This window comes from Bradyrhizobium sp. CCGUVB4N, from assembly GCF_024199945.1.
In the GTDB taxonomy this organism is placed as follows: domain Bacteria; phylum Pseudomonadota; class Alphaproteobacteria; order Rhizobiales; family Xanthobacteraceae; genus Bradyrhizobium.
Genome location: NZ_JANADP010000001.1, coordinates 1,526,526 through 1,545,126 on the forward strand (window position 1 = coordinate 1,526,526; position 18,601 = coordinate 1,545,126).

The 18,601-nt window shown below is 58.7% G+C and carries 19 protein-coding genes and 1 pseudogene; 13 read left to right on the plus strand and 7 right to left on the minus strand.

What is annotated here, in order from left to right; genetic code table 11:
- Positions 1-68: 68 nt before the first annotated feature.
- Positions 69-641, plus strand: a pseudogene (locus NLM31_RS06940) (IS481 family transposase); the annotation flags it as partial.
- Between the two features lie 119 nt (positions 642-760).
- Here NLM31_RS06940 and NLM31_RS06945 read toward each other — a convergent pair.
- A complete protein-coding gene (locus tag NLM31_RS06945; RefSeq protein ID WP_254128582.1) occupies positions 761-961 on the minus strand; it encodes an IS3 family transposase in 201 nt (66 codons plus the stop codon).
- A gap of 62 nt (positions 962-1,023) precedes the next feature.
- On the minus strand, positions 1,024-1,275 hold the full coding sequence (locus NLM31_RS06950; protein WP_254191838.1) for a hypothetical protein: 252 nt from the start codon (positions 1,273-1,275) through the stop codon (positions 1,024-1,026).
- Positions 1,276-1,798: 523 nt separating this feature from the next.
- Here NLM31_RS06950 and NLM31_RS06955 point away from each other — a divergent pair.
- Positions 1,799-2,593 (plus strand): glycosyl hydrolase, encoded by a 795-nt coding sequence (locus NLM31_RS06955; RefSeq protein WP_254128584.1) that lies wholly within the window; start codon positions 1,799-1,801, stop codon positions 2,591-2,593.
- A 1,143-nt stretch (positions 2,594-3,736) separates the two neighbouring features.
- On the opposite strand, the gene NLM31_RS06960 is transcribed toward NLM31_RS06955, so the two are convergent.
- Both NLM31_RS06960 and NLM31_RS06965 read right to left on the minus strand, forming a co-directional pair.
- Entirely contained in the window at positions 3,737-3,883 is a 147-nt protein-coding gene (locus NLM31_RS06960) for a hypothetical protein (protein WP_254128585.1), read from the minus strand.
- A gap of 551 nt (positions 3,884-4,434) precedes the next feature.
- Positions 4,435-5,052, minus strand: a complete 618-nt coding sequence (locus tag NLM31_RS06965; RefSeq protein WP_254128586.1) for a secretin N-terminal domain-containing protein — start codon at positions 5,050-5,052, stop codon at positions 4,435-4,437.
- A gap of 286 nt (positions 5,053-5,338) precedes the next feature.
- Between NLM31_RS06965 and NLM31_RS06970 the strand changes: the two genes are divergently transcribed.
- The 11 genes from NLM31_RS06970 to NLM31_RS07020 all read left to right on the plus strand — a co-directional run bounded on the left by NLM31_RS06970 (position 5,339) and on the right by NLM31_RS07020 (position 13,746).
- Positions 5,339-5,812 (plus strand): nodulation protein NolB, encoded by a 474-nt coding sequence (locus NLM31_RS06970; RefSeq protein ID WP_254196143.1) that lies wholly within the window; start codon positions 5,339-5,341, stop codon positions 5,810-5,812.
- Between the two features lie 9 nt (positions 5,813-5,821).
- On the plus strand, positions 5,822-6,691 hold the full coding sequence (sctJ, locus tag NLM31_RS06975; RefSeq protein ID WP_254191839.1) for a type III secretion system inner membrane ring lipoprotein SctJ: 870 nt from the start codon (positions 5,822-5,824) through the stop codon (positions 6,689-6,691).
- Between the two features lie 14 nt (positions 6,692-6,705).
- Positions 6,706-7,338: a nodulation protein NolU gene (locus tag NLM31_RS06980; protein WP_254128588.1), complete on the plus strand. Its 633-nt coding sequence runs from the start codon at positions 6,706-6,708 to the stop codon at positions 7,336-7,338.
- Entirely contained in the window at positions 7,335-7,958 is a 624-nt protein-coding gene (gene sctL, locus NLM31_RS06985; protein WP_254191840.1) for a type III secretion system stator protein SctL, read from the plus strand. Before NLM31_RS06980 ends, sctL begins: the two co-directional genes overlap by 4 nt.
- Before the next feature lie 44 nt (positions 7,959-8,002).
- Complete coding sequence (gene sctN, locus NLM31_RS06990) at positions 8,003-9,313, plus strand: type III secretion system ATPase SctN (RefSeq protein WP_254135246.1); 1,311 nt, start codon at positions 8,003-8,005, stop codon at positions 9,311-9,313.
- A complete protein-coding gene (locus NLM31_RS06995) occupies positions 9,289-9,822 on the plus strand; it encodes a hypothetical protein (protein ID WP_254191841.1) in 534 nt (177 codons plus the stop codon). Before sctN ends, NLM31_RS06995 begins: the two co-directional genes overlap by 25 nt.
- Positions 9,823-10,100: 278 nt before the next feature.
- Positions 10,101-10,943 carry a type III secretion system cytoplasmic ring protein SctQ gene (sctQ, locus tag NLM31_RS07000; protein ID WP_309143676.1) on the plus strand — a complete coding sequence of 281 codons (843 nt, stop codon included), beginning with the start codon at positions 10,101-10,103 and terminating at the stop codon, positions 10,941-10,943.
- Positions 10,936-11,601, plus strand: coding sequence for a type III secretion system export apparatus subunit SctR (gene sctR / locus NLM31_RS07005; protein WP_254128592.1), 666 nt, complete (start codon positions 10,936-10,938; stop codon positions 11,599-11,601). Before sctQ ends, sctR begins: the two co-directional genes overlap by 8 nt.
- A 2-nt stretch (positions 11,602-11,603) precedes the next feature.
- Positions 11,604-11,879: an EscS/YscS/HrcS family type III secretion system export apparatus protein gene (locus tag NLM31_RS07010; protein WP_254128593.1), complete on the plus strand. Its 276-nt coding sequence runs from the start codon at positions 11,604-11,606 to the stop codon at positions 11,877-11,879.
- Positions 11,880-11,890: 11 nt separating this feature from the next.
- The gene (gene sctT / locus NLM31_RS07015) at positions 11,891-12,712 is read left to right on the plus strand and encodes a type III secretion system export apparatus subunit SctT (protein WP_254191842.1); all 822 of its coding nucleotides are present in this window, start codon (positions 11,891-11,893) and stop codon (positions 12,710-12,712) included.
- The gene (locus tag NLM31_RS07020; RefSeq protein ID WP_254191843.1) at positions 12,709-13,746 is read left to right on the plus strand and encodes an EscU/YscU/HrcU family type III secretion system export apparatus switch protein; all 1,038 of its coding nucleotides are present in this window, start codon (positions 12,709-12,711) and stop codon (positions 13,744-13,746) included. Before sctT ends, NLM31_RS07020 begins: the two co-directional genes overlap by 4 nt.
- A gap of 44 nt (positions 13,747-13,790) precedes the next feature.
- On the opposite strand, the gene NLM31_RS07025 is transcribed toward NLM31_RS07020, so the two are convergent.
- Genes NLM31_RS07025 through NLM31_RS07035 form a run of 3 tightly spaced genes read right to left on the minus strand, consistent with a single transcriptional unit; the run spans position 13,791 to position 16,648 of the window.
- Positions 13,791-14,453: a CpaD family pilus assembly lipoprotein gene (locus tag NLM31_RS07025; protein WP_254128596.1), complete on the minus strand. Its 663-nt coding sequence runs from the start codon at positions 14,451-14,453 to the stop codon at positions 13,791-13,793.
- A 10-nt stretch (positions 14,454-14,463) separates the two neighbouring features.
- Positions 14,464-15,930 carry a type II and III secretion system protein family protein gene (locus NLM31_RS07030; RefSeq protein WP_256561103.1) on the minus strand — a complete coding sequence of 489 codons (1,467 nt, stop codon included), beginning with the start codon at positions 15,928-15,930 and terminating at the stop codon, positions 14,464-14,466.
- Between the two features lie 28 nt (positions 15,931-15,958).
- Positions 15,959-16,648, minus strand: a complete 690-nt coding sequence (locus NLM31_RS07035) for a response regulator transcription factor (RefSeq protein WP_254128597.1) — start codon at positions 16,646-16,648, stop codon at positions 15,959-15,961.
- Between the last annotated feature and the right edge of the window lie 1,953 nt (positions 16,649-18,601).

Here is an 18,601-nt window from a genome sequence, read left to right on the forward strand (position 1 = left end):
GAAAAAATCCCAAAATCGCGATTTGCGTCCGCGAATCCGCGAACTCGGGCTAATACCGGTTCGAGGAGCTGTACGACAAGGGCGGCAAGCTGGCGCTGATCGAGATCAGCCGCATGAAGCCGCTCCTAAAAACCGTGTAGCGCCCGAGATCGAGGCCGCGGTCGTGGACTTGGCGATCGAACACCCGGCTTTGGGGGCAGGTGCGGGTCAGCAACGAGCTCCGCCGTCGCGGCCTATCGGCCTCACCGTTCGGGGGGCGGGCGGTGTGGCCGCGTCACGACCTTGCCAACGTCAAGAAACGGCTGACGACGCTGGAGGCCACGAAGGCCCAGGATGGCCTGGTGCTGACCGAGGCCCAGCTCGTCGCGCTGGCGAAGGCCAAGTCCGAGAGGGAGGCGCATGGCGAGTTCGAGAGCGAGTGCGCCGGCTATTGCGGCGCGCAGGACACCTTCTATGTCGGCAATATGAAAGGGGTGGGGCGGATCTATCAGCAGACCTTCATCGACACTCATAGCAAGGTGGCGTTTGCCAAGCCGTATGACTGCAAGGCGCCGATCACGGCGGCAGAGCTGCTGAATGACCGCGTGGTGCCGTTCTTCGATGCGCAGGCCATCCCGCTGAGCCGAATCCTGACCGATCGAGAAATCGGCGTAACAGTTTCGCCTTAGTCCCCTTTACATGCGGGCTACGTCACCCTGCCAGTTGAGAGCAGGTCACCTCCGCTCGGGCTGCTGCTTCCCCACAGCAGGAAGCCGGCGCGTCAAATCCCTCCTTTCTCAATGCGTTCCAAGCCCGGCTTTGTGGTTCTGGGCTTCGGCCCCAGCGCCGCGATGCCCATCTTGCGCATCAACCGCTGCACGCGTTTGCGATTGATGCGGCGGCCTTCGCCATTGAGCATCGCCGTCATCCGCCGCGAACCTAGGAAGGGCCAGGACGTGAACAGCTGGTCGATCCGTCGCATCAGCTCAACGTCGTTGTCATTGGCCGGCCGCGGCGGCCGATGTACGCTCGATTGCGCAACGCTCAGCAGTTGGCATTACCGGCGGATCGATAGATTTTCATGATCGCGGTGAAGCAATCCTCGGCGATCCGGCGCGATCGTCTTCCGGACCTCCTGGATAAGAAATCCCACTCGACCGTCAATTGTCCGATCTTGGCGGGGAGCTTCTCGACCTCCAGTTCGCGAGCCGCCTCGCCATCCCGACCAGCGCCCGCGTCGAACGCCTGAACCGCTTGATCCTGAAGCTGCAGCTTCCACACATAGATCTGGTTCACATGGACCTCGTAGCGCTGCGCTAGATCCGTCACCCTTGATTGTTCACGCAGCGCGCCAAGGCGGTCTTCACCTTCAGCGCCGCATCGATCTTCTGTCTCGTCTTCTTCATGATCCGCTCCCTTTATCAATACGGAATGGCATCCGCACCGCCTAAGCCGCGGGTCCAAATCCGGGGTCCATTTCAAAAGGCGACCCCGCATACCTTCGGTCTACGACAGCGTATGTCAGCTGCGTAATCGCCGCGGTTGCCTCAAGTGCAAGCGAGATCAAGTAGGGGCGGTGCTTGTTCGGAGCGCGAAGAGCGCGCTCGTCGCACGACCCTCAGATTCCCGGACACCTCGCACCCCTGCTGTCATCCGAAATGACAAACTGAGCAGCCGGTCCATCTTTGTTCTTGCACGGGTCAGCTTCTCGAAAGCCAAGCTTCGTAGCATTCGAACCTGCCTTCAGATGAGGCCACCTAAGACTGAACTGCTCAGCCATTCCAGGATACCCCGCTGGCAGAAAGAAGAAGAGAGCACTATGGATTTCAATCGGATAAACAGTGCCCGCTCGCCAGAATGCCCAATGGGGTACGCTTACTCACAGGAGGAACATGATCTTTTTAGCCAGGCTGTGAATAATGTCAGGTCATCGGCTACCGCCCTGCCGGCACAGGCCCTGATTTGGAGGTCGAGCGATCCATACGGGAACCATTCAAGTGATGGCTATACCTGGAACAACGACGTGTGGGGCAGTGGTGCGGGGCCTCAGACCATTTCGGTGCATGAAGCGAACCGATGGAGCGTGTGGTCGAACCAGCCTGAAACAGGCGGCATCAAGAGCTATCCGCACGAGGCTGTCCATATCGGAAAGCCGCTCAGTGCAATCAACACTTTGAGTTCGACCTTCAATCAGGACGTTCCTAAAAGCGGTGCTTGGGACACTGCCTATGATATTTGGGACAGCTCAAACCAGCAAGAGATCATGATCTGGACAAACTACACCGGAAACTCGGACGGTAGCGGGAACGTTAAGCCCATATCGTATAAATACACCCCTTCCGGGGCGTCGATGCCGGTCTATCGCAATGTCGCTCTAGGAGGGACGACCTGGAACGTGTTTGAAGGGAATAATGGTCACAACGTCATCTCGCTCGTGCCCATTTCCAAGAGCAACAGCGGGACAGTGGATATCAAAGGCATCCTCGAGTGGATCAAGTCGAAGGGTTACTTCGGCGACATAAACGTCGGTAGCGTCCAATACGGCGTCGAGATCACCTCATCGCCAGGCGGAATGAACTTCAACTTCGACAATATGACCGTGACCTCGAAGTGAAGATTCGTGGGGCGAGGTGATCTGTGCTCATATTGTAAGCTACGCCGACTAACGGTCTCAGCCTGCGGCTTACGACGTCTAAGACCGGCGTGTCGGCCCTTTAATTGCAGTTTGTTGTCAAAGCTTACATTTTCTGAACTCACCCACGGCATACGGTGGTAGCGCTCGCGTCATCGGAGCTGGACGGGGGTCGCGGAGATGGCGTGGGCACGGCTGATACACGCTTTGCCGGCCAGGCATTGGATCGCCGGAGCTGGTGCTGATGTCTTCGCTGGGGTCATGGTCCTTTCCGAGGTCGCGCAGCGCCTCATGATAATGTCCGGGTCGGGCGCCTCAACGTCTGCAGCGGAGTACAGTCAAGCCGCCCACCAGCCGATTGAACAAGGTCGCCAACACCGGTCCCAGCGGAACATCGCCAGTCCGGCAAACCGGACCAGGAACTTTACAAAATCGGATCAAGCTTCCTTCGGCTGCCCCCAGTCGAACGATGTGCCGTCGACCCAGATACGTGAAGAATGATGGCGATTTGAGAATCTTGCGGGCATACGAGGCGCGGTCGGGAACGCGATGCAGAAGCACGTCGCACCGCGACCGCGCATTGTGTTACCTCAGCTGGATGCGCGCTCAGCGAGCAGATTGAAAACCTGCCTCGATCCCTCCCGCCGGATGATTTCGAAGTGGCTTGGGCAAGGAGTTCGATCCGCCCTTCGTGCTGCTGGTGGGCGCCAATTCCTGTGTGCCTGACGAGTAGCGTGTCAATCGGTACTGGAACGGATCTTTACGGGATCCAAAAGCTCCATGCCCGACAAGCTACTGGAGGCGCTCGCAGAGCATGCCAAACTCAGGCAACATGGCATTCAAGATCGCGGTCCATATCGTTCCGCATCAAACGCGAATGCTGAATCTGGCACACGCGAGCTCAACGCCCGAGCTGATGGGCAAGAAAAAAGGGCCGCTTGATTGACAAGCGGCCCAAGTCTAGGGAGGAAACGCCCAAGGAGGGCAGCGGCAGCGAGACGCTACCGCGCTGCAATAGTACGCGACCGCACTGCACACGCAAGTCTTTTTCGCCAAGTCTTTTTCGCCAGTCCGTGCGAGGTTCGCCAAGTCTGTGCGAGGCACCATCCTTGCGTAGATGTTCACCTAGCGCGTCAGTGGCGGAAATCGTTCCCTGGACGAAACGAAGTCACGTCCGCTGTAGATCTTCCGATCGTTCATCCGCTCGTCGATAATGCGGGCGATATCCTGGAACATCAGCTTCGGCTCGACGGCGATAACGCGTTGCTCCATTCTCGTCCTGCTAATCAAGAAGACAGAGCCCGTTCGCTGCAGTTGGCTTTGTTGACGACGGGCACCACAATGATGTCGCCCGCGTGAACACATAAGGCTGATTACCGTCGAACGACCGTTTAGTGAGCCGCCTTCAATCTCATTGCATCACCTCATGGATTGTCAGTGGTTGCCGCAAGGCTTGTCATCCAAAGGGCGCAACGGGTCGGCCGGCGCGGACGGCATGAGGTGACGAACGTCCCGGCGAACTTGCAAGGCCGATCCTGACAACCTCTTGGCTTGGACCAAATCCGGCCGGAGCATCGCGCCGCCGGTGCAACGGAACTTCAGCCTGGGCGGCTGGTGCCGAACGGTGATCGGCCATCCCGAGACTGCAAGACAAGGTGGCGCAGCGGCAATTCTCGTGTGTCTAGCGCCGATTTACGAGACGCAACGTCTTGCCATCCTTCAACGGCGTTTGACCGGGACGATCGGTCAAAGCTCCCTGCACAACCCCGCGTAACGGGCTCATTGGGGGCCGCTGGCAGGAATTCGCCAACAGCGCCTCAGTATCATCTTTGGCCCGCCGTGTATGCGGGCAAGGCGCCGTCCTGGTGCGAGGTATCTGAAGAAGAGGGGCTTTCAGCTCGCCCATCTCGAACAACCGTCGCTGAGGACCCGCGATATAGCAGCAGCACAGAGTCCCGCGACGGCATCTGGGCGGAGCGTGGTCGCGCCTGCGCTTCCGCCACAAGCCCTTTGAGCGTCTGCTCCACCAGTGCGATGAAGCGCGGCGGCCCGGACGCGAGGACGAGGCCATTTCCCGGTGCTGGCCTCAAGATGTAGCGCTCGTCAGAAATGTTGAGCGTATCCAAGGTCGCCTTGAGAGCGTCGAAACTGATTGAAGTTAGAAGAAGCAGACGAGTTTGCGCTTCCTTCGCGGTAGACACGTAGAGCACGAGCCCATCGTAATACCATTGAAGATTGTAGAGCTGCGTCAGATGATCGAGAAACTCGCGCGGTGGCAGATCCGGCATGTGCCCGCGAATCCGTCCCTTCACCTCGGCGCTGATGGTGACTCTGATATTGAGGTTGTCGCCGAATTCCTGCAGCGCGGCGGAAAGCTCCTGATCCAGAACAGTATAGCGATAAGCGGTCGAGGGCAGCGACAGGGAAGCGCCGGACGCCATCTGTATTCCGGTGGAAGCGAAAACACTGAAACAGAGGACTCCGTTCAAAACGTATCGGATTATGAATCGAATGAGCATTCACGGCTCTCTCTGACTTAGACAGGAGTAACGTTGCGTAAACGTGAACGCGAAACGTGATCTTTAGATGACCATGAACGGGCGAACTCGTCAGCTTGCCGTCAGCTGACCTCTCTAGGACATTGAACCGCTATGGGCTTGAGCGACTGGTCGCATCACATCTCGAAGAGAGCGAGGTCTTTCCATGATGATGTTAGGCGCTGCGCCGATGTCTCACACTCTAACCGAAGGGTTGTCCAAGACATGTTCGGCAACAGCGGTCGACGAGCAGGCCCAGTTTCAACAGAGTCTCTTGCAGGCGGCTTCAGTTCAAGACGCTGTGCCTCCAGTGGCAGGGCCTCCAGTGACAGAAGTGGCGCCAGTTCCGCCGACATCCGAGGTATCACGTGCAGCAACACAGGCGAGCCCGCTCGGCGATCGCATCCTCCAGAATCTTTCGTCAATGTATCGGGTCAACGCAGTTCCAAAGGGTGCGGAGCCTGGGCCGGTGTCGGAGCCCCTGTTGCTGAAACCGGGCGCGGCAGAAACACGTGAGCCGGTCGCTCCCCATGGCCCAGTTGATTTCGAGGCGATGATGACGAACCTGAAGGATGTTTCTGACGGCGTCATTCAGGTTACGCTGATTTCAAATGGCATCGGCAGTCTCGGTTCGTCCCTGAACAAGCTGATGTCGGCCGGCTGAGTGGGGCGAATGATTGGTTCATTCTGTTGTCGCCAAAGCGGCCAGGCTCGTCCATCCAGCAAGCGATTTCGCGTTGTGGCCCTGTTGCCGCTCCTGCTTCTCCTCATCGGTTGCAAAGCCGATCTCTACACCAAAGTTCAAGAGCGTGAGGCGAACGAGATGCTTGCGGTCCTCCTCAAGAGCGGGATCGATGCGGTCCGCGTTGCTGCCAAGGACGGGACCAGCACGATCCAGGTCGAGCAGAATCAGATTGCCTCCTCAATCGATCTGCTGAATGGAGAAGGGTTGCCGCGCCATGCTTTTAAGAGTCTGGGCGAAGTGTTCAACGCGGCGGGTCTGATTGCTTCGCCGACCGAAGAGCGCGCCCGTTACGTCTATGCGCTGAGCGAGGAATTGTCGCGCACGATCAGCGATATCGATGGTGTCCTGTCAGCGCGCGTCCATGTTGTTCTGCCGAAGAATGACCTGCTCCGACGTGACACCACCCCATCTTCGGCGTCGGTTTTCATCCGGCATGACTCCAGGGCAAATCTCTCAATTCTGCTGCCGCAGATCAAGATGCTCGTCGCCAACAGCATCGAGGGCTTGTCCTATGACAAGGTGGCTGTGGTTTTCGTGTCGGTCGAACGGCCTGCACTGGAACCGCGACCGGTGCCTGCAGCCGGTTTCGGCCAAGCATCAGGATTGATTTCAACCCCATTGCTTGCGGTCGGCATGGCTCTCGGTGGCTCTGTATTCGGCGTACTATCCTGCGTCTTGCTCAGCGCTCGTATGCGTCAGCGCAGGCAATCATCTCACAAAGCGGGCACGGTCCCGGGGCGTTCGGGGATGTCCGCCATCGAGGCCGTGCGCAAAGCGATCAACCCTAATGCGGCGTAGTGTGGTTTTCCGATATGGCGAGACCGAATTCATCCTCCGAGCGGCATCGTCCGCTCAAATTGCCCTCTGTAGGTGTTCGTGAGCTTGCCGCCTCGATTCATCCGACCCGCCTTGCCGCACGTCTTGACGCGAACCTCTCGGCTGCGACGTTGCTACGGCTGCAGAAGAGTCCCAGGCTGCAAATAAGATTGCCAGGGTTGCTGCTCGACAATGAAATGGACTTGAACGGAAGTGGCTTCGGGCCAGACCTTCTATTCGGACGCGATCCGGGCAGGGCTGCTCGGCTCGCTGGCGGTATTTGGCATGCCCGTTCGCTGACAAGGCTGATCGCAAAGCACGATGTCACTATTCTGATCGGGCGCGTCGGGAGCGAGGTGCAGGCTTTCGGAATCCGACATGCAGCGCATGCGGTTTCAACCAGAGTTATTGCCGATCCCGAACAACTTGCGCAAGAGATTGAGGACGATGGACATGCCTGTCTCGGCGCTTGGCTCGATGAAGTGTCAGCGCTTGATCGCCGCCGCGTGCTTCTACGCCTAGCTGTCGGAACGGCTGCTGACAATCCTGCCACAGAGCACCGCGATGTCGCAGGCCGATTGTTTTCCCTGGTGTTGGCGCAATTGACGACGGAGGCCCCAGCGGGATGACGGCCGACGACTCCGCGCCGCCCAACACTCCGCACATCCGCCCGCTTGGGCCACTGGTGGCGGCAAGCGATCTTAAGATCTGGCAGAACGCCGTCGAGGCGTGTGCCGCAGCAGAGCGCCATCTAGCGCGGGTTCGCACCTGGGCGCGCGGAGCTTATCAGAAGGAGCGAGCGCGCGGTCATGCCGAGGGGGTGAAGGCCGGCACCGAGGAAATGGCACAACTGATCGCTCAGGCTGCTTCGGAACTGGCACGACGAAAGGCCGTTCTGGAGCAGGAATTGTCAGCGCTCGTGATGGACATCGTAACCGGCCTATTGGGCGCGTTCGACCCCGGCGAGATGCTGGTGAGGACGGTTCGTCACACGATCTTGCAAAAATATGGTGGGGCGGAACTTTCTCTTCGTGTGTCCCCCATGGATGCAGATGCGCTTACGCGCGAATTTGCTGCCTGCGACGGCCAGGAAGGCCGCCCGGCGGTCCGAATTGTTCCGGATCCGGCGCTGCTTCCGCACGAATGCGTACTGTGGAGCGAATTTGGCAATATTAATCTCGGACTCGACGCGCAGCTCCGCGCCCTGCGTTTGGGCCTTGGGTTAGGTCATGAGGTAGGCGAACAGTGACGGCGCCCGGAAGAAATCATGCCGGCCCTGATGGAGAGGAGACTCTGCACGCGGCGCTGGCGCGTCTGCGATCTACAGCAGGGCAGGTGGACACGCGTGCCGTACGCGGACGGATCACGCGAGCGATCGGCACGCTAATCCATGCGGTCTTGCCGGATGCTCGTATTGGAGAGCTTTGTCTCCTAAAGGATCCGCGCACCGGATCCTCTCTTGAGGCCGAGGTGATCGGTCTGTTGCACGATGGCGTGTTGCTGACGCCCATCGGTGACCTGCAAGGCATGTCCAGCCGCGCGGAAGTCGTTGCCACCGGACGGATGCACGAAGTGCCTGTCGGCCCCGATTTGCTTGGCCGGGTGATCGACAGCTTCGGCCGTCCGCTCGATGGCAAGGGCGCAGTCAAAGCCACGGAAACTCGCCCCCTGCGCGGCAAAGCGCCAAATCCGATGACGAGACGCATCATCGCGCGCCCCCTGCCACTCGGCGTTCGCGTCATGGATGGTCTTCTGACCTGCGGCGAGGGCCAGCGGATCGGCATTTATGGAGAGCCCGGTGGCGGTAAGTCGACGTTATTGTCGCAGATCGTAAAAGGCGCGGCCGCCGACGTCAGCGTGGTCGCGCTGATAGGCGAGCGTGGACGCGAAGTGCGTGAATTCATCGAGCGACATCTTGGGGAGGCGGCGCTTCGCCGCACGGTCGTCGTCGTTGAGACCTCCGATCGCTCAGCGATGGAGCGGGCGCAGTGTGCTTATACGGCAACCGCGCTCGCCGAATATTTTCGCGAGCAACGCCTGCGCGTCGTTCTGATGATGGATTCATTGACGCGATTTAGCCGCGCCATGCGTGAAATCGGTCTGGCTGCTGGTGAGCCGCCGACCCGCCGGGGCTTTCCTCCCTCTGTCTTTGCCATGCTGCCAGGTTTGCTGGAACGCGCTGGCATGGGCGAACACGGTTCGATTACGGCCTTCTATACCGTGCTTGTAGAAGGTGACGGCGCCGGCGATCCAATCGCCGAGGAAACGCGCGGCATTCTCGATGGTCATATCGTTCTCTCACGATCTCTCGCGGCACGGGGGCATTTCCCCGCCATCGATGTGCTGTCGAGCCGCAGCCGCGTCATGGATACCGTCGTGTCTGCGCCGCATCGCCGGGCCGCATCCGTGTTCCGTGATCTGCTCTCCCGCCATGCAGAGGCGGAATTCTTGATCAAGGTTGGCGAATACAAGCAAGGCAGCGATTTGCTGACGGACCGAGCTATCGCCTCGATCGACGATTTGCGCGAGTTTTTGCGCCAGGGTGAAAACGATGCGTCCACTTTTGAGGAAACCGTTACATGGATGTGCCGTCTGACCGCATGAGTTGCATTCACGCTTCGAGATTGCGCCACGTGAAGGATATGCGTGAGCGCAGTGCGCGCAGTGAGTTGTCCAATATGGAAGCCAAACGTCATATCGCGACCTTGGCCGCGGAACACGCATGGCAGGAACTTGCAATTGCCGAACAGCATCACACACAGGCGGAGGCCGAGGTTTACCAACAGTTGACATCGCTCGGTACCTTGTCCGTCGCCGAACTGGATCGTTGCGAGCTCACCCTTGAGCGGCTCGCAAGTGAGATCACGTCGAAACGCCAGGCGCTTGAAGAGGCGCGCATCGCTCAAAAGCAGGCCGAGACATCGGCATCGGAGAAGCGGGCGCACTGGGCCAAACGTTCCGCCGCGACTCACAAATGGCGACAAATCGAGACCGACGTCCGGCGTGCGGCCGATACCCATTCGGAAGCGACGGCCGAGCTAGAGGCCGATGATGAAGTCTTGCTTCGCTATGGGAGCGGCTTGCTCACGGCAGTGGCGGAGAGTTCAATCTGATGACAACAGCTAGTCCTGATGGGCTGCAAAGGTGCTGTCCTGTAGACCCAGCTCCTGCAAGTCGTGCGGACGAGTACGCCAAGTATGAGCCGTCCCAGGTTCTGACCCATACTCTCGTCTCATGGCTCAATAGAATAGCCGGGCCCCGCACGTCGTTGCGCAGTAACCTTGGCGATAAGCCGCTATCGGTGCGCGTGGGGCGACTTGTGTGGCAGCAGGAGCCTTCGGCTAGCTCGACGCTCGAGTGCGTTTGGGGCGTCGGAGGTGATGCGATTGTCTTGTCGGTACCGTATGCGCTTGCCGAGGCGTTGATCTCGACAGTTCAGAATGGCAGTAGCCTGGCTCAATTGTCCGAGCCAAGTCGTTCGCTCGTTCTCGAACTTGCACTCGAACCGTTACTCGCTCGTCTGGAGACTGAGACACAGCAGAAACTGCAACTTCTCCGTGTCGGAAATGCCGAGACAAAAGGGCCTTATATCGAATTCGACATCGTCTACGGCCCGGTCAAGGGTAAAGGTCGTCTTTTTCTTTTCTCGCCTCTTGATGGACCTATACCGCAGGCGTTCCGCGCCTTAGGCGAGCTGCTCGCCAAGTTGCCGCCAGAGATGCGCAAGCTTTCCGCAGAGCTACCCATCATCGTTGCAGGAGAGGTCGGCGCGCTCCGCGCTTCAGCCTCGCTTCTTCGCAAGACAAGTGCAGGTGATGCGTTGTTGCCAGAGGTCATGCCATTCGCTCATGGCCAGATTATCCTCACTGCGGGTCGGCTATGGACCGCGGCAGATGTGGCCGGCAACCGCCTGATCCTGTGCGGACCATTTCATTCGCGACCGCGACCCCTGGAGTATGCGCCTATGACGACACAACCCGGTCAATTGCAGCCGCCCTCGGAAGCCGATCTCGAGGATATCGAGATCTCACTTGTCTTCGAATGCGGCCGCTGGCCGATCACGCTGGGAGCACTGAGAAGCATCGGCGAAGGACATGTGTTCGAACTTGGCCGGCCGGTCGATGGCCCGGTCGATATCTTTGCGAACGGGGTGCGCATCGGATGCGGCGACATAGTACGTATTGGGGACGAGCTCGGCGTCAGACTGCGTGGCGGGTTAGCGGGCAATGACTGACATTCAACCAGCAATCGTGGCGCTTCTTGCGATTACGGCCGGGCTCGGCCTCCTGGTCTTCGCGGTCGTCACGACCACAGCGTTCATAAAGGTATCTGTCGTTCTCTTCCTCGTTCGCAATGCACTAGGGACCCAATCAATACCTCCGAACATCGTTCTATACGGCGCCGCATTGATCCTCACCGCCTTCACGAGCGCCCCCATCTTCGAGCAGAGCTACAATAAGATCGCCGATCTGCAGCTGCGCTATCAGACGCTTGAGGATTTTGTAACCGCTGCGAAGGAGGGGCAGGAACCGCTGCGCGGCTATCTCAAGAAGTTCACCAATGAAGAACAGCGAGACTTTTTCCTGTCCTCGACCGAACGTGTCTGGCCAGAGGAGATGCGCGGCAGGGCCACGGCCGATGATTTTGCTATTCTTGTGCCATCTTTTCTAATCTCAGAACTCAAGCGCGCCTTCGAAATCGGATTCCTACTCTATCTTCCCTTTATCACGATCGATCTGATCGTAACGACGATTCTGATGGCCTTGGGCATGTCAATGGTGTCTCCGACAGTGATATCTGTTCCATTCAAGCTCTTTCTATTCGTGGCCATTGATGGCTGGTCGCGTCTCATGCACGGACTCGTGCTGAGCTATACAACGCCTGGAGGTTGAGCATGGATGAGACCACTATTCTCACTCATATGAGCCGATCGCTGGTCCTTTTCATGATCTGGGTTCTGCCGCCACTCATTGCGGCGGCGGTCGCCGAAACCGTCGTCGGCATCATCCAGGCGGCAACGCAGATCCAGGACCAGACATTGCCACTCACAGTGAAGCTTCTGGTCATTGTTGGGATTATCGCTCTGTTTGCGCCGGTCCTGAGCGCCCCGCTTATCGAGCAAACCAAGCAGATATTCACCGATTTTCCCGCGCTCACAACGGGCTACTAGCAGCCGTCGCCATGTATGGTTTGTCAATCGCCGAGACTCCAAATCTGATCCAGGCGGCTATTGAACTTGTCGTTGCTGCCGGCCTTGGTGCGGCTCGCCCCGCGGGCATTATGCTGGTGCTTCCCGTATTTACGCGTCCGCAGATCGGCCGGCTGATCCGCGGCTGCCTGGCGGTTGCGATCGAACTACCATATTTGGCGCAAGTCGCCGATGGCCTGAAGGCGCTGGACCCGGACACGCGTCTGCTCAAAATCACACTCCTCGGTCTTAAGGAGGCGTGCGTCGGACTGATGATCGGTGCCCTGCTCAGCATTCCACTCTGGAGTCTTCAGGCCGTCGGCGAAATTATCGATACGCAACGAGGCATCAGCAGCGTGGTCACGCCCGCCGATCCCGCGACGCGCAGCCAGGCTTCAGCGACCGGTCTGTTTATCGGTATCACCGCGATCACGATCTTCGTTGTATCGGGGGGGCTGCAAACCATGATCAGCGGGCTTTACGGCAGCTACCTGATTTGGCCGGTTTATCAGTTCGGACCCACGCTGAGCATGCAGAGGACAATGGAGTTGTGGGGCGTACTCGATAGCATCATAAGTACCACCCTCCTGGTCTCTGGGCCTGTGGTGGCGTTTTTGTTGCTGGTCGACATATCTGCGCTCTTGCTCGAGCGCTTTGCGCCGCAATTGAACCCGAAGGATCTGACTTTGACGATCAAGAATATCGGCTTTGCGATCATCATGGTCACTTACGCGGTCTATCTCATCGAATACATGCAATCGGAAATCACGCAGTCGGGCCGCGAGCTGGAGCGGCTTGAAAGGCAACTGAAATGAGCGACACGAGCGAAGAGAAAACGCACGCCGCCAGCGACAAGAAGCTAAAAGATGCGCGCAAGAAAGGAACGGTTCCGCACAGTGCTGATCTCGTCAAAGCCGTCAGCGCTTGCGCCGGTCTTGGCTATCTCTGGGTGGAAGCGGGTTCCATCCAGGGCAAGTGCCGTGAAGCGCTCATGCTGACCGACAAGCTGCTGAGTGAGCCGTTCAATATTGCGGTCGATCTGGCGCTCGGCGTCTTGCCCGAACTTGCCTTCCGAGTTGTTGGTCCGCTCCTTGGGAGTGTTGTCATCTGCGCGATGCTGACGGCAGTCCTGGCCAATGGTGGACCAGTGTTCTCCACGGAGCCGATGACCCCGAAATTCGAGAACATTGATCCCATCAAGGGGTTGAAGCGCATCGCGTCTTTGCGTTCCCTCGTCGAACTTGGCAAGAGCTTGTTCAAGCTCGTCTGTCTCGGCGCGATCTTTTTCCTTGTCGTTGTCGGCGGGTGGAAGACACTGGTCTATCTGCCGGTTTGCGGCATGGGCTGCTTCGACTTCCTCTTCATAGAGGTGAAACTGTTGATCGAAATTGCCTGCGGCGCGTTTCTTATCGTCGGATTGATCGATCTCCTCCTGCAGCGCTGGCTATTTTTGCGCAACATGCGCATGACTGAGAGCGAAATGAAGCGCGAGCACAAGGAGCAGCAAGGTAATCCGGAGTTGAAACGGGAACACCATCGTCTCCGGCGGGAGCAGGCGAATGAGCCCCCGCTCGGCTTGCATCGCGCAACATTGATCTTGACTGGGCCAAAGATGCTGGTCGGGCTGCGCTACGTCCGTGGCGAAACCGGCGTGCCGGTCCTGGTTTGCCGCGGCGAGGGCGAAGCGGCATCACGGATCTCGGATGAGGCGCGAGCCCTTCGTCTCAGTATTGTCGATGACCACGGCCTGGTCCGCGAGCTTATCCGCAGCGCCAAGCTTGGTAGCCCCATTCCTATGCAGTATTTTGAACCTGTCGCAAAAGCACTCCTTGCCACCGGCCAAGTCTAGCTTGTGTTGGGAAGGACGTCGCATGACGGGTAGGGCGTTGATCGCTACCGAGACGGCTGGGCGGCCTGGGTTCCGCTTGAGGTGGAATCTGATGAAACCTTGTTGTTAGCTGCGCCTAGGTTGCCGCTATTGCCTGTCGCGAAGCTTTTGTATGTGGCAACGGGAATGGCCGCACGATTACCATCACTCGGCACAACGGCCTGATTGTCGAGCAAGTCGTGCGGATCGTTGACCATCCCGGCCAGATTGTTGCGGATCGAACAGCCAAGCGTCGGGTCGAAAGAATTGTCGTTCACTGAAGGGCCAACGATCGACATTGACGGACAGACCGGAGGGTGTGCCTCATACGTAATCGCCTCGATTCGCGCGCCCGAGCCATCGCGCCGGTCGACGGATGGGCCGTAAAAGCGGATATTGTAAGGGTCGACGCCCATTGCGCGGGCCTCACTGGCAATCTGCGCTCCGAGCCGAGGTGAGCCGGTGATATCGAGATGGAGCGCGTCACGCCGACCGCGACTGGTATTGGCTATGAAATACCGCAGGCGCTGCCGCTCAGTCCCTCGAAGGCTCTGTAACAGCAAGACGTTCTTCTCCTGTTGAACCGTGATCGCCTGCGAAATCGGCTCGGGGGAGATCGGCGCGGTGCTTGTGCAGCCACCTAGGCTGGCCGTCAGAGCGATCAGGGTGGGCACGATTCGAAATGTCATTGGTCGATCCTCATTCGATGACGTGGCCGCCACCCCGTGTCGTGCTTGGTACGCTGGTCGGGGGAGCACCGCGCCCAGGCGGGCGAGTTGCCATCGTGTTCGTCAGACTGCGCGCGAGGTCCGAGGGCGGTGCGATGCGGTCGGTGGGGGCACTCATCGGCCTCGTGTTCGATCGTGGCCGCACGACGTAGGGCGTGACGATAATCACGAGTTCCGTCTCCTCCTGTTGGAATGAGGATGAGCGAAACAGCGCACCAAGAATCGGCACGTCGCCGAGCCAAGGGAAAGTCGTAATATCAGTGCTGAAGTTGCGCCGAATGAGCCCGCCGATTGCAAAGCTTTGGCCACTGGCGAGCTCGACGACCGTGTTGGCACGCCGAGTGGCGAGAGCCGGCACGGAGATGCCGTTGATGGTGACCGCGCCTTGTGTCGATAGTTCGCTGACCTCGGGCTTCACGCGGACGTTGATCTGATTGTTACTGAGAACGGTCGGCACGAACTCCAGGCTGACGCCGAAGTGACGAAACTCGACGGAGACCTGCCGATTATCCTGCAAGACCGGAATGGGAAATTCGCCGCCGGCCAGGAAGCTGGCGGATTCGCCGGACATTGCGGTGAGGTTCGGTTCAGCGAGTACGGAAGCGAGGTGCTCGTGGGCCATTGCATCGAGTACAGCGCTGACGTTGACATTGCCAGTGTTGACTCCGATCCTAGCCGTACCGCCGCCCTGCGCCGCGCCGTTACCGCCGCCACTGCCACTGACCAAGCCGAGCGTGAAAGGGCCAGCTTGACCGGAAGCGGAGAGGTTGACGCCGAGCTCCTTCATGGCGCTCCGGGAGACCTCCGCCACGCGCACGCTCAGATTGACCTGCAATGACCCAGCGACCTGGATCTTGTTGACGACGAGCGCACCGATGCCGAGAAATTGCTCAGTCACTTTCACTGCGCTATCGACGATCTCCGCATTGGGCGCCGTACCGCTAAGGATGGCGCCGCGCGGGGTATAACTGACCTGGATCGGATAGTCGCCGACCTGTGCTTTCAGCGTGGCGCGCAGATCCTCGATCGGCTGCGTGACGACAACACGCAGCTCAACGAGAGCCTCCCCACTCTCGTTCAGTGCGAACAAGCTGGTCCGGCCCGACTTTTTGCCAAAAACGAAGATGGTATTGTTCGACGGCGCCTGATAGTCCGCGATCGTAGGATCGGCGACAAAGATGCTCGCAGCTGGCGCGGGCAGATGGATTGTCTTGCCGAGCGAAGAGGAAAGGGTCAGTGTCCCGCTAGTGCCATCGGGAGCCGTACGCGGCGGCCCCCCTCCATCAGTTCGCTTGATCTGAGCCGCGGCAGCGAGCGGGTATAGCAGAACGACCACGCACAAAAGATGCGAAAGACAAGGAAGAAAGATGGATAAAAGTGCGCTCACAGCGATCGAGACTCGACTGACGCCCGCATGTTTATCAAAAATGATGTTCAAGACAGTCTTTTCTTTCAAGTTCGATTGACTAGGCGGCCGACGCCGCGCCTTTTAATTCAAGGACGTAGCCGATCCCGCGCGCGGTTTTGATCCGTAGCGTTGCGCCGGACTTACTCAAATGGCCGCGTAAACGATAGATTCCGACCTCAAGCGCATTCGTCGAAACCTCGTTGTCAAACGCATAGAGGCCATCCTCCAATGACGCGCGCAACACGGTGCGGCCTGCGCGGCTGAGCAGATGCTCAAGAATGCATACTTCGCGGCGCGCGATCTTCAGCGGCCGACCATTAACGGAGGCCTGCCGACCGATCGGATCGAATCTTAGATTGCCAAAAGTAACGACAGGGGCCGTCATCTGCGTTGATCGGCGCAGAGTGGCGCGCATCCGTGCGATGAGTTCATCAGTAGACACGGGCTTGGGCAGGAAGTCGTCCGCACCGCCATTGAAGATCGCGATCCGCCTGCCGAGCTCGTTAAGGCTGCTCATCATTACGGCAGGCATCGAATACCCGTCGCGCCTCAGCTGCTTCAGCCACTCCAAGCCGTCTCCATCCGGTAGAAGCAACTCGAGCAGAAGGATGTCATAGCGGGCACAATCAAAGGCGGCGGCGGCCTCATCGAGCGTGCACGTTACGTCAACGGCAAAACCGCAGTCCGAGAGCGCCTGGTGCACAACGCGCGCTGGGTCCGTCTCATGATCAACCAGTAGCGTTCGCATGTCATCACCTCTTACCAAGTCATGCCAAAACACTCAGCGCGTCATGTTCAAACATGACTTCGAGCGACGTTGAGCAGTCCGGCTTTCGCGTAAGCGTTTGCAGCCGGAATAGACGAAGAAGAACGGTACTGACCAATCGCGCACTTGATCCGATCCAATGTCAGCTCGACTCGCATTTTCGACGGCCTCATCTGGCTCGCATGCATCCCGGTGGACCTCCAGTCTGGCCTTGCCGCAGAGGCATCGACCGCAATCAATCAAACGCATCGACAGACTTGGCTGAACCCTCGTTCATCGCCGCGACAATTTTGGCAATTGTCAGCGACATCAGGGGGGCAATATGATTGCGAGAACACGTGATGGTGAAATCGATTGTTTGGATGAAATGCATTCATATTCCGGATCGGTAATAATGTTCCGGAGGCTGGATCTAAATCTCCTCATCGTGTCGATGCCTTGATGACCGAGGGGCGCTGCCTCACGGCAGCAGGTTTGATTGCTGATGAGCGGTGATTTCGGCGATTTACATCGTTGCGCTCTCCATTTGGCAAGCCCTCTCGCGCTGGTGGAGTTTCCGTGCGGGACCTGCGGATCCACCATTCGGCCACTCGAGCCCGTGAGCGGTTAGCTCCTGCTACATCAAAGTCTCGATCGCCGCGTGGACGACCTGTCGTCAGGTTTACAAGGCCGCTCACTTGCTCGGCCTTTATCGCTTCGAGCCAATCTCTCTCGCTGCAAAGGACACCCCCTCGATGGGCGCCGAAACCTCGCCAGACCCAACATTCAGCCACGTCCGATACGCTGGCGGCGATGCACCCTTCGGGCGCCGAACCATTGGCGAGCGCATTTCGTATCCTTCGTTGTGATGCGTGCCACTTAGGCGGCTGAGCTGCCGACGTTCCACCGATTCTGGCCAACGGGCACGAAGGTCAGATATCGGACTTTGATTGAGACGCAACTTCAAGCCAGTTGGCGCGCCGGCGGACCGCTCGTCCGGTTTGGGCTGCAAGTGGGGCAGAGCTGACACGGCGTCAAGGTCGCATTGGCTGCGCAGGCAGCAGGGGCTTGGGTGGCGTGGCCAAGAAGCTTGAGGGATGAGAGGCAGGCGAGCTTGGGGCATTTGAGACATTCTATCTGTCGTGAATGTGCGAGGGCCGGAGACCGCCAAGAGCCGACTGGATACGTACTGTACTTGTTTCGGATCGTACAATCTGACGCTCCGTCCGATTCAAGCCCCTATGAGCGCTCATAGCTTGGCTTATATCGAGCGCGCATGCCTCCAGATGGGGTGACGGTATTGGAATTTGCATAAGCGCGGCTGCTCCGAAAGGCGTCTTGTCCGAACCGAGCGATTGTTTCTGGCTATGTTCGTGGTTCCATCGCCTCTGGATGGGAAGACGATGCTCGTCAAGCACGCAACGTCTTCTGCGGGGGTCGGCAAGCTTACGAAGATGTAGTGTCCGCTTGCTCGTTCGAGGCGTCTTGCAGCGGCGAATCTTTTGGCCGTCGTCGGTTCGCGGCGGAGCAACAGTGACCTCGTTCACGGGGCGCCAGACCAGCGACGACGAACCAAGTGGTCTTTCTCGACAATATCGGGTTTGAGAAGGCGGCCAAAGGCTTCGTCGTTCTTCCATGTCTGCATTAACATGGCATGGTTCTGCCGAGCGGCTTGCACGAGTTTTCGTCACGAAAGCATGTCCTCCAGCGCCGCGCATTGATGTGGGGACGAATTCGTTAAATCGTATAAGGGAGGATTTCAGAAGCGGTCATGTGGCTGGACGCGTTGCTCAATCGGTGCAAGCTGCTTGTGAGACTTTCTTTCGGCTTGGTCTTGCCGCGAGACCTGTGATTCTAGTGCCATGGCCCGCGGAACCAGCGTTTGGGCCGCTAGCGGTGAGTGTCCGCGGCGAATTCGTCAGCTTCTCGTCAGCTCGCCCCTTTAGCTGTGTGCCG

Excerpts from the sequence above, each read along its gene's own strand:
- sctT (WP_254191842.1), top strand. The coding sequence starts at position 11,891 with ATGTATGGTTTGTCAATCGCCGAGACTCCAAATCTGATCCAGGCGGCT.
- NLM31_RS06970 (WP_254196143.1), top strand. The coding sequence starts at position 5,339 with ATGTCTCACACTCTAACCGAAGGGTTGTCCAAGACATGTTCGGCAACA.
- NLM31_RS06995 (WP_254191841.1), top strand. The coding sequence starts at position 9,289 with ATGGATGTGCCGTCTGACCGCATGAGTTGCATTCACGCTTCGAGATTG.
- NLM31_RS06980 (WP_254128588.1), top strand. The coding sequence starts at position 6,706 with ATGGCGAGACCGAATTCATCCTCCGAGCGGCATCGTCCGCTCAAATTG.
- sctJ (WP_254191839.1), top strand. The coding sequence starts at position 5,822 with ATGATTGGTTCATTCTGTTGTCGCCAAAGCGGCCAGGCTCGTCCATCC.
- sctR (WP_254128592.1), top strand. The coding sequence starts at position 10,936 with ATGACTGACATTCAACCAGCAATCGTGGCGCTTCTTGCGATTACGGCC.
- NLM31_RS07020 (WP_254191843.1), top strand. The coding sequence starts at position 12,709 with ATGAGCGACACGAGCGAAGAGAAAACGCACGCCGCCAGCGACAAGAAG.
- NLM31_RS06955 (WP_254128584.1), top strand. The coding sequence starts at position 1,799 with ATGGATTTCAATCGGATAAACAGTGCCCGCTCGCCAGAATGCCCAATG.
- sctL (WP_254191840.1), top strand. The coding sequence starts at position 7,335 with ATGACGGCCGACGACTCCGCGCCGCCCAACACTCCGCACATCCGCCCG.
- NLM31_RS06960 (WP_254128585.1), bottom strand. The coding sequence starts at position 3,883 with ATGGAGCAACGCGTTATCGCCGTCGAGCCGAAGCTGATGTTCCAGGAT.
- NLM31_RS07025 (WP_254128596.1), bottom strand. The coding sequence starts at position 14,453 with ATGACATTTCGAATCGTGCCCACCCTGATCGCTCTGACGGCCAGCCTA.
- NLM31_RS07010 (WP_254128593.1), top strand. The coding sequence starts at position 11,604 with ATGGATGAGACCACTATTCTCACTCATATGAGCCGATCGCTGGTCCTT.
- NLM31_RS06945 (WP_254128582.1), bottom strand. The coding sequence starts at position 961 with ATGCGACGGATCGACCAGCTGTTCACGTCCTGGCCCTTCCTAGGTTCG.
- NLM31_RS06965 (WP_254128586.1), bottom strand. The coding sequence starts at position 5,052 with ATGGCGTCCGGCGCTTCCCTGTCGCTGCCCTCGACCGCTTATCGCTAT.
- NLM31_RS07035 (WP_254128597.1), bottom strand. The coding sequence starts at position 16,648 with ATGCGAACGCTACTGGTTGATCATGAGACGGACCCAGCGCGCGTTGTG.